The sequence below is a fragment of the Herbaspirillum sp. B65 genome, from assembly GCF_000333555.1.
Taxonomy (GTDB): Bacteria; Pseudomonadota; Gammaproteobacteria; order Burkholderiales; family Burkholderiaceae_D; genus Herbaspirillum; species Herbaspirillum rubrisubalbicans.
Window position 1 is genome coordinate 1 of the sequence record NZ_BADI01000852.1, and the last position, 10,032, is coordinate 10,032.

General features: G+C 65.2%; 4 protein-coding genes. All 4 read left to right on the plus strand.

The annotated features are described in order from the left end of the window. Nucleotides 1-180: 180 nt before the first annotated feature. The 4 genes from bcsA to I5W_RS20250 all read left to right on the plus strand — a co-directional run bounded on the left by bcsA (nt 181) and on the right by I5W_RS20250 (nt 9,886). Nucleotides 181-2,181 carry a UDP-forming cellulose synthase catalytic subunit gene (gene bcsA, locus I5W_RS20235; RefSeq protein ID WP_252717140.1) on the plus strand — a complete coding sequence of 667 codons (2,001 nt, stop codon included), beginning with the start codon at nt 181-183 and terminating at the stop codon, nt 2,179-2,181. A 222-nt stretch (nt 2,182-2,403) separates the two neighbouring features. Then, nucleotides 2,404-4,635 (plus strand): cellulose biosynthesis cyclic di-GMP-binding regulatory protein BcsB, encoded by a 2,232-nt coding sequence (bcsB, locus tag I5W_RS32165; RefSeq protein ID WP_044530583.1) that lies wholly within the window; start codon nt 2,404-2,406, stop codon nt 4,633-4,635. An 86-nt stretch (nt 4,636-4,721) separates the two neighbouring features. Beyond that, nucleotides 4,722-5,870, plus strand: coding sequence for a cellulose synthase complex periplasmic endoglucanase BcsZ (bcsZ, locus tag I5W_RS20245; protein WP_083893595.1), 1,149 nt, complete (start codon nt 4,722-4,724; stop codon nt 5,868-5,870). Next, entirely contained in the window at nt 5,846-9,886 is a 4,041-nt protein-coding gene (locus I5W_RS20250) for a cellulose biosynthesis protein BcsC (protein WP_044530582.1), read from the plus strand. Before bcsZ ends, I5W_RS20250 begins: the two co-directional genes overlap by 25 nt. Nucleotides 9,887-10,032 lie beyond the last annotated feature (146 nt).

Genomic DNA, 10,032 nt, shown 5'->3' on the forward strand with positions numbered 1-10,032 from the left:
TGGGCGTGCATGATGACCGGACCACAATCGAATTACCAAGTGCCATCGCCATCGTAACTCCCTCCGAGGAAGCGGCCGCAGCCACGATCTCGCCCATCGCCTGGTCAGGAACCCTCTGCCAAGCCCTCGGCCAATCGCCTGCAACAGTGGATCCAGAACGTCGGTGACCGACTCGAAGCCTTGCCACGCCGCCCGCGGCGCTGGCTGCAGTTGGGCCTGCTGTTGTTCGCCACGCTGCTGGCGCTGTTGATCATCTCGATACCGCTGGACTTCCGCGCCCAGTGCGTATTCGCCGTCGGCTGCTTCATCGCGGCGCTGGTGCTGCGCAAGCAATCGGGACGCTTCCCGGTGCTGGTGTTGATTACGCTGTCGATGATCGTGTCGATGCGCTACATGTACTGGCGCATCAGTTCCACCCTGGGCTTTGAAAGCTGGCTGGACATCGTCTTTGGCTATGGTCTCCTGGCCGCCGAACTGTATTCGCTCATCGTGCTCACGCTGGGTTATCTGCAGACCGCCTGGCCGCTGCGCCGCAAGCCGCTGATGCTGACCATGCCGCCCTCGGAGTGGCCGACGGTGGACGTCTTCATTCCTTCCTACAACGAGTCGCTGGACATCGTCTCGCTGACCATCTTCGCCGCGCAAGCCATCGATTGGCCGCAGGACAAGCTGCGCGTGCACGTGCTGGACGATGGCCGGCGTGAAGAATTCCGCGAGTTCTGCGACAACATCGGCGTGAACTATCTGGTGCGCTCCGATAACAAGCACGCCAAGGCCGGTAACCTCAATGAAGCGCTCAAGGTCACCGATGGCGAATTCGTGGCCATCTTCGATGCCGACCACGTGCCCACGCGTTCCTTTCTGCAGATCTGCCTGGGCTGGTTCTACAAGGACCCCAAGCTGGCCATGCTGCAGACGCCGCACTTCTTCTTCTCGCCCGATCCGTTCGAGAAGAACTTGAATACCTTCCGCTCGGTGCCCAACGAAGGTGAACTTTTCTATGGCCTGGTACAGGATGGCAATGACCTGTGGAATGCCGCCTTCTTCTGCGGTTCCTGCGCCGTCATGCGCCGCACGGCCTTGATGGAGATCGGCGGCATCGCGGTGGAAACCCTGACCGAAGATGCCCACACGGCGCTGAAGATGAACCGCGCCGGCTACAACACCGCCTATCTCGCCATTCCCCAGGCCGCCGGCCTGGCCACCGAGAACCTGGCGCGTCACATCCGCCAGCGGGTGCGCTGGGCGCGTGGCATGGCGCAGATCTTCCGGGTCGACAATCCCCTGAAGGGGCGCGGCCTGCGGCTGGGGCAGCGGTTGTGCTATCTCAATGCCATGCTGCACTTCTTCTATGGCTTGCCGCGCCTGATCTTCCTCACCGCGCCCTTGACCTATCTGTTCTTCGGCGCCCACATCTTCCACGCCCCGGCGCTGATGATCACGGCCTACGTGCTGCCCCACGTGCTGCACGCCAGCCTGACCAACTCGCGCATCCAGGGACGTTTCCGCCACTCTTTCTGGAACGAGGTCTACGAAACGGTGCTGGCCTGGTACATCCTGGGACCGGTGATGCTGGCCCTGGTCAACCCCAAGCTGGGGGGCTTCAACGTCACCGACAAGGGCGGCATCATCACCGAGAACCACTTCGACTGGAAGCTGGCGCGGCCCTATATCGTGCTGCTCACCCTGAACATCCTGGGCCTGTGCTTTGGCGTGTGGTTGCTGATCAAGGGCGACCCCAATGCGCTGACCACCATCCTCATCAACATGGCCTGGACCGTCTACAACGTCATCATCAGCAGCGCCTCCATGGCGGTGGCCAGTGAAACCCGCCAGATCCGCAGCGAGCCACGGGTGGCGGCCGAACTGCCGGCGCGTATCAAGCTGCCCGATGGCAGCGTGATCGAGGGTACCACCTTGGACTTTTCGCAGAAGGGCATCGGCCTGCGTCTGCCGGCAGGCGTGAGCGTGGCGCGTCAAAGCATGATCGAGGTGACCCTGTTCCGCAACGAGCAGGAAAAAGTCTTCCCTGCGATCGTGGTGTTCAGCCGCAACGACATGGTGGGGGCGCAGTTCCACGAACTGACGCTGCGCCAGCAAAGCGAACTGGTGCGCCTGACCTTCTCGCGCGCCGACATCTGGGCCAACAACTGGGGCAAGAGCCGCCCCGATACGCCCTGAAGTCCTTGCGGAAGTCACGGCCATTGCATGAAGGCGTGCCCGAATTGTCAAGGCCACCTTGATAAAACTGCGCTGTGGCGGCGACACCCGGCGCCAGGCGCGCGCAGCAGCAACGACGGTGCCCACCGCATCGGTCCCCCCCGACATGGAAAACACTTNGGAAAAACATAANTGAAAGCAAAGCCCTCTCAAGCCACCAAGGCGCTGTTGCGCCGTCGTCCCTTGTGCCTGGCCCTGGCCACGNTGATCGGCAGCAGCAGCCTGCCGATCCAGGTGCTGGCCGCCACGCCGGCCACGTCCACCGCCGCCGCCAGTCCGGTGGCAGGTGACCCCTATCTCTTTACGTTCAAGCAGCTCGGACGCGACGGCACCATCAACCTGCACGGCACCGATTCCACCGACAGCCTCAATTTCGACGTGCCGGTGTCACTGGTGGCGACCGGCGCCCAGGTGACGCTGCAATACACCTATTCCCCTGCGCTCTTGCCGGACCTGTCGCAGATCAACGTGATGGTCAACGACGTGGTGGCCGCCAGCATCCCGTTGCCCAAGGACGGCGCGGGCACGCTGCAGACCACCCGGGTGGCGATCCCGCCCAAGCTGGTGACCGAATTCAATCGCTTGAGCCTGCAATTCATCGGCCACTACACCATGGGTTGCGAGGATCCCTTGCATTCCAGCCTGTGGACCCGCGTGAGCAGCGACTCCACGCTGGACCTGCAGACCACGCAGTTGCCGATCAAGGATGACCTGGCGCTGTTGCCGGTGCCCTTCTTCGACCGCCGCGATGTGCGGATGCTGAGCTTGCCCTTCGTGTTTGCCGGTGCGCCTGACAATGGCACGCTGGAAGCGGCCGGCGCCGTCTCCTCCTGGTTCGGCGCCTTGGCCGCCTATCGCGGCGCGCGCTTCCCGGTGCAGCTCAATGCCTTGCCCGAGCATGGCAATGGCGTGGTGCTGGTCGCGGGTGACGGCCCCGTCCAGGTCGGTGGCCTGGCCGTGGCCGCCCCCAAGGGGCCGACCCTGACCATGGTGGATAACCCCAACGACCCCAACGGCAAGCTGCTGGTGGTGTCCGGTCGCAACACGGCCGAACTCAAGCAGGCGGCGGCCGGCCTGGCGCTGGGCAGCAAGGGCCTGTCCGGCAATCAGGTGGTCATCGACAAGCTGCAAGCGCTCGCGCCGCGTCGGCCCTACGATGCCCCCAACTGGTTGCCCACCGACCGCCCGGTCAAGCTCGCCGAGCTGATCGATGCCAGGCGTTTGAACGTGTCCGGCTACAACCCGGGTGAGATCACCATTCCACTCAACTTCCCGCCGGCGCTTTCCAGCTGGCGTCAGGATGGCGCCCGCTTGAAGCTGGTGTATCGCTATACCCCGCAGCCGACCTCGGCCAATTCATCCCTGCTGGTGAACTTCAACGATGGCCTCATCAAGTCCGACGTCCTGCTGCCCAAGGACAAGCTGGACAAGGGGCTGCTGTCGGCCCTCAAGGACGATGCCCTGACCCGCGAGCTGGACCTGCGCCTGCCGTTGAACACCGCCGGCGTGCAGTCGCGCCTGCAACTGCGCTACATGTATGACTACGTCAAGCAGGGCGAATGCCATGACATCATCATCGACAACGTGCGCGGCAGCATTGATCCCGAATCCACCATCGACCTGCGCGGCTATGACCACTTCATGGCCATGCCTGACCTGGCCGTGTTCAAGGACGCCGGCTTCCCCTTCACGCGCATGGCCGATCTCTCGGAGTCGGCCGTGGTCTTGCCCGACAACGCCAGCAGCGCCGACCTGAGCGCCTACCTGTCGCTGCTGGGGCGCTTTGGCAGCGCCACCGGCTATCCGGCCACGGCCGTTTCGGTCATCCAAGCCGCACAGGTCGCCAAGTTCGCCGACAAGGATCTGCTGGTGCTGGCCTCGGGCCAGAACCAGCCGCTGCTCAAGCAATGGGCCGACCACCTGCCCAGCGCCGTGACCGGCGACAAGCAGCGTTTCGAAGTCTCCGACCTGGCCTTGCGCGTGCGTAGCTGGCTCAAGCTCGACGACGACTCGGCGCTGCGCCGTGCGCGCCATTCGGTGGCCTTCAGCGGCGGTGATCCGACCTCTTACCTCACTGGCTTCGAGTCACCCCTGGACAGTGGTCGTAGCGTCGTGCTGCTGGCCGGTGGCGATGGCAGCGGCCTGGGCCAGATCCTCGACGCCATGGCGCGCAAGGATCCCGAAGGCGCCACCATCCAGGGCAGCCTGGTGGCCGTGCATGGCACCGCCATCGATCCGCTGTTGGCCGAGCAACAGTATTTCGTGGGTAGCCTGTCGCCGCTGCGCATGGTGCGCTGGTGGTTGTCGCGCCACGTGCTGGGCATGTTCGTGCTCATCGCCGGCGGCATCCTGCTGCTGGGCGGTCTGGCTTACCTGACCTTGCGTGCCAAGGCGAGAAAGCGTCTCAATGGTTGATCCGGGGTTTTCCCGCGCAAGACGCAAGTGCCTCACAGCGCTGGCGACCGGGGCGGTGGTGGCGGGCTTGCCGCCGTGGCTGCCCGGTGCTGCCCACGCTGGCCACGGCACCGCGGGCAAGTGCCCCCGCAGTCGATTGGCCGGCCTGGCAAAGCTGGGCCGGTGCGCATGTGCAGCCCGATGGCCGGGTGCTGCATTCCAGCCTGCAACCCAATCACACTACCTCCGAAGGCCAGTCCTACAACATGTTGCTGGCCTTGATCGCCAACGATCCCGAGCGTTTCGACCAGGTCTGGAGCTGGACACGCGACAACATGATGGGCAGCGATCCTGCCAATCGCCTGCCGGCCTGGCTATGGGGCCAGGGCGCCGATGGCAAGTGGCAGGTGCAAGATGCCAATTCGGCCTCCGATGCCGACCTGTGGATCGCCTACGTGCTGCTGGAAGCAGCGCGCCTGTGGCAGCGCCCGCAATACCGCAGCGATGCCCAGGGTTTGCTCGACAGCATCGAAGCCAAGCTGGTGGTCAACCTGCCGGGCCTGGGCAAGATGGTGTTGCCGGGACCGCTGGGCTTCAATCAGCGCGACCAGGCCTGGACCCTCAACCCCAGCTACCTGCCGCTACCGCTGCTGCGTCGTCTGCACAAGGAGCGCCCCAAAGGGCCGTGGCAGCAGATTGCGCAGAACACCGTGCGCATGATCCAGGCCACCAGTCCCAAGGGTTTCGTGGCCGATTGGGTCGGCTACAAGATGACGGCGCCGCAGGCCGGCCAGTTCATGGTCGATCCGGCCAAGGGCGAGCTGGGCAGCTATGACGCCATCCGCGTGTATCTGTGGGCAGGTCTGACCTCGCCCCGCGATCCGCTGGCCGCGCCCTTGCTGGCGGCGCTGGATGGAATGCGCCAGACCATCCTGGCCACTGGCGTGCCGCCCGAAAAGGTGAAGGTCACCACCGGCGTGGTGGAAGGCCAGGCGCCGTTCGGCTTTACCGCCGCGCTGGTTCCCTTCCTGATGGCCAAGGGCGAGAGCGCGCTGGCCGCGCAATGGCAGCGCAGCGCCGCCCAGAGCCTGGAGAGCGGCCTGGCCCAGCCCAGCGCGCAGCCCGAAGTGCTGTACTACAACGTCATGCTGGGCCTGTTCGGATTGGGATGGGCCGAGAAGCGATACCAGTTCCGCGAGGACGGAACACTGAATTTGTCTTGGGAGAAGTCATGCGCACGCGCCGTAACACGTTAGCCATCGGAGTGCTGACCGCGCTGCTCGGCGCTTCGGCTGCGCCAGTGCTGGCCGCCGGTTCGGAGATCGAAGCCCAGTTGGTCGAGCAGGGCCAGTACTGGCAGTCGCGCAACAACAACCAGCGCGCCGCCGAAGTCTGGCAAAAAGTGCTGCAACTGGACAAGGCCCAGGTCGATGCGCTCTACGGCATGGGCTTGATCGGCGTGAAGCAGAACAAGCCGCAGCAGGCCAACGATTACCTGGAGCGCCTGCAAGCCATTTCGCCGCAACCCTGGCAGGCGCGTCAACTGATGCAGGACATTGCCCTGGCGCGCCAGGAAAACCAGGCCTTGTTGGCAGAGGCCCGGCGTCTGGTTGACGCCGGCGAGCGCGACCGCGCCACCGAGGTATTCCGCAAGATGTTCAATGGCCTCACACCCTCTGGCGCCATCGGCCGCGAGTACTACAACAACCTGGCTTTCAACGATGCCAGTTGGCCCGAAGCGCGCAAGGGCATGGAACGCCTGATCCGCGAAAACCCGCAGGACAGCATCCTGTCCTTGTTCTACGCCAAGCAACTGGCGCGCCATGAAGACACGCGGGTGGAGGGCATTCGCCTGCTCGCGCGCCTGAGCAAGCAGGTCGATATTGCCGGTGACGCCGACGAAAGCTGGCGCCTGGCGCTGACCTGGCTGGGCCCACCGTCGCCGGCCCAGTATGGATTGTTCGAAGACTTCCTCAAGAGCCACCCGGACGACAAGGACATCCGCGAACAACTGGCCAAGGGCCGCGCCCAGGTGGCCGGTGCGCAGCAGCCCACGGTGGTCTCGCGTGGCCTGCAGGCGCTGGAAAAGGGCGACTTGCAAGAGGCCGAGAAGGCCTTCCAGGAACGCCTGGCCACGCATCCCGACGATACCGATGCCTTGGGTGGCATGGGCGTGATCCGTCAGCAGCAGAACCGCCTGGCCGAAGCCGAGCCGCTGTTGGCGCGCGCCGCTGCCAAGGGCAGCAGCGCCTGGAAGAAAGCCCTCGACAGCGTGCGGTACTGGTTGCTGATCCAGCGTGCGCGTGACCTGCAGGCCCGTGGCCAAGGCGCCCAGGCGCAGGATGCGCTGGCCCAGGCATTGCGTCTGGACCCTGGCAATGCCGATGGGTTGGTGGCCATCGCCGACATCGAGGTCAGTGCCGGTCAGTTCGACACCGCCATCGGCCATTACCGCCAGGTGCTGGCCGCGCATCCCGATCACGTGGGGGCCATCCGTGGCCTGGTCAACGTCCTGGCGCAGACCGGCAAGGCGGCCGAAGCGCTGCGCCTGCTGGACAAGCTCACGCCTCAGCAGCAAGCCGAATTCGGCGACCAGGGCCGCCTGCGCGCGCTGCGTGCATCCCAGCAGGCCAACCTGGCCGAGCAGCGCGGCGACCTCACCGCTGCCCTGGACGCCATGCGCGAGGCGGTACGCAACGACCCTGACAATGTCTGGACCACCTTCGACCTGGCACGCCTGTACATCAAGGCCGACCAATCACGCCAGGCGCGCATCACCATCGACGATTTCACCCGCGCCCATCGCGACAACGTCGATGCGCTCTATGCCAGCGCCTTGCTGTCGGTGGAGATGGAGCAGTGGCAGGATGCGCTGGATACCTTGCGCCGCATCCCCGCGGCGCGTCGGACGGCGGCCATGGATGAACTGACCAAGCAGGTGACACTGACCATCCAGGTCAATCACGCCACCGAACTGGTCAAGACCGGTCAGCCTCAGGAAGCCCTGGCCCTGCTGGACCGCGTGCAGGACCAGGCCAGCGGCAACGCCGAACGCACCGGTACCCTGGCCTCGGCCTACGTCGATGCCGGCGACACGCCGCGCGCCATGGCCATGATGCAACCGCTGGTGACGCCACCGGCCACGCCCACCCTGGCGACCCGCCTGCAATATGCTGCCATCCTGCTCAAGGCCGGCGAGGATGCGCAGGTCTACAACGTACTGACTGCATTGCAGAAGCAGACCATGGATGCGGCGACCAAGAAGCGCTATGACGACCTGCGCTTCCTGTACCGCGTGCGCCAGGCTGAACGCCTGCGCCAGGGGGGCGACCTGGCGGCGGCCTACGACACCCTGGCTCCGGCGCTGGTGCAACGCCCCACCGACATTGGCGCCATCTCGGCACTGGCGCGCATGTTCAATGCGGCCGGCGACAATGCGCGCGCACTGGCGCTCTACAAGCCGCTGGTGCAGCGCAATCCGCGTGACGCCGCCGTCTTGCTGGGCGCGGCCGATACCGCCGTGCAGGCGCAGGAGAACAGCTATGCCCTCGACCTGCTGGACCAGTTCCGCAAGCTCGACAGCAGCGACCCCACCACGCTGACCGAGGCAGCGCGCATCTATCGCTCGCTGGGCAAGGTAGGCGAAGCCACCACCCTGTTGCGCAAGGCGGTGGCCATCGAAAACCGCGCGCGCCAGCGCAGCCAGTTGGCCCAGGGCAATGGCTTCGATCCCGCCATCAATCCCTTCCGCACCCAGCGTCGTCTGCCGGGCAACGAGGACGTGGCGGCCATTCCGCCGCCGGCCGAAACCCTGCTGCAGCCGGTGGCCATGGCCGCAGCAGGCAGCGCCGAGACGCTGCCTGCGCCGGCGCAGCGGGGCAATGCCCAGCTCCAGCCCGCCGCAGCCCCCGGCATTGCCTATGGTCAGCCGCTGGGGCCGGTGTTCAGCACTGCTGCGACGGCTCCCACCGCGCCGGCCACCCCGACCATGCAGGCCGCATCACGTGGCTACGCACAGCAAGCCGCAGCACCGCAGACCGCCTTGCCGGGTGCCGCCAACAATGCCCAGCGCGCCTTGCTGGCGCTGCAAGGTCAGCCCGGTAGCCTGCCGGCTGACAACCTGACCCCGGCCCAGCGCGCCTTGAACGACATCCTGCAGGCGCGCAGTGCCTACGTCACGCAAGGCGTGGTGGTGCGCGGCAACGCCAGCGAGTCGGGCTTGAGCCGCATGAACGACATCGAAGCGCCGCTGGAAGTGAACATGCCGGTCGGCAATGACCGTGTGGCGGTGCGTATCACGCCGGTCTCGCTCGATGCCGGCACCCTGGCCACTGAACCCGCCAGCCGCTTCGGTGGCGCTGGCGCCAGCGCCCAGGGCGTGGGCAAGCAAAGCGCCCATGGCGTGGGGGTGGCGGTGGGCTACGAGCGCCCGGAAGATGGCATGAAGGCCGACATCGGCAGCACGCCCTTCGGCTTCAAGTATCCCAACGTGGTCGGTGGCGTCAGCGTCGAGCAGCCCTTCGCCGGCAGCAGTACCAACCGCTTCGCGGTGGCGCTCTCGCGCCGGGCCGTCAATGACAGCATCACCTCCTTTGCTGGCAGCACCGACCCGCGTATCGGTCGCTCCTGGGGCGGCGTGACGGCCAATGGTGGGCGTGCCGAAATGAGTTCGGACGATGCCCAGACCGGTGTCTATGCCTATGGCGCCGTGCATAGCCTGCAAGGACATAACGTGGAGTCCAACACGCGCATGGAACTGGGCGGCGGGGCTTACCAGTACCTGCAAAACAGCGACGACCAGAAGATGACAGTGGGTGTCTCGACCAACGTCATCAGCTATGCCAACAACCAGAACTTCTACACCTACGGCCAGGGCGGGTACTTCAGTCCGCAGACCTACCTGGGCCTGGGCGTGCCGTTCACCTGGGCCAAGCGCAACGACCGCTTCAGCTTCCAGCTCAAGGGTTCGATGGGGGTGCAGTACTTCCGCCAGGATGGCGCCGATTACTTCCCCACCGACGCCGCCCTGCAAGCCGCCAGCGGCAAGACCTATGCCGCGCAGACCAAGACCGGCCTGGGGTATAGCCTGGAAGGCAGCGGCGAATACCGCTTCGCGCCGCGCCTGTTCCTGGGCGGCTCGCTGCGCCTGAACAATTCGAGCGACTTCCGCGAACTCAACGTCGGCATGTATTTGCGTTACACCCTGGAAGACATGCAGGGCCGTTTCCTGACCTTGCCGGTCAGTCCGTATCGTTCGCCGTATTCGAACTGAACCAATTTACCCAACCGATTTTCATTTATTCGATAGAGAGATTGCCATGGCAGCTGCATCCATTCTCGCTGGTCTGACTATTCTGGTGCTCGGCGAAAGGCATATGAGCCTGGCCGAAAACCTCACCGAACCCCTCAACGCAAGCT

Excerpts from the sequence above, each read along its gene's own strand:
- I5W_RS20250 (WP_044530582.1), top strand. The coding sequence starts at position 5,846 with ATGCGCACGCGCCGTAACACGTTAGCCATCGGAGTGCTGACCGCGCTG.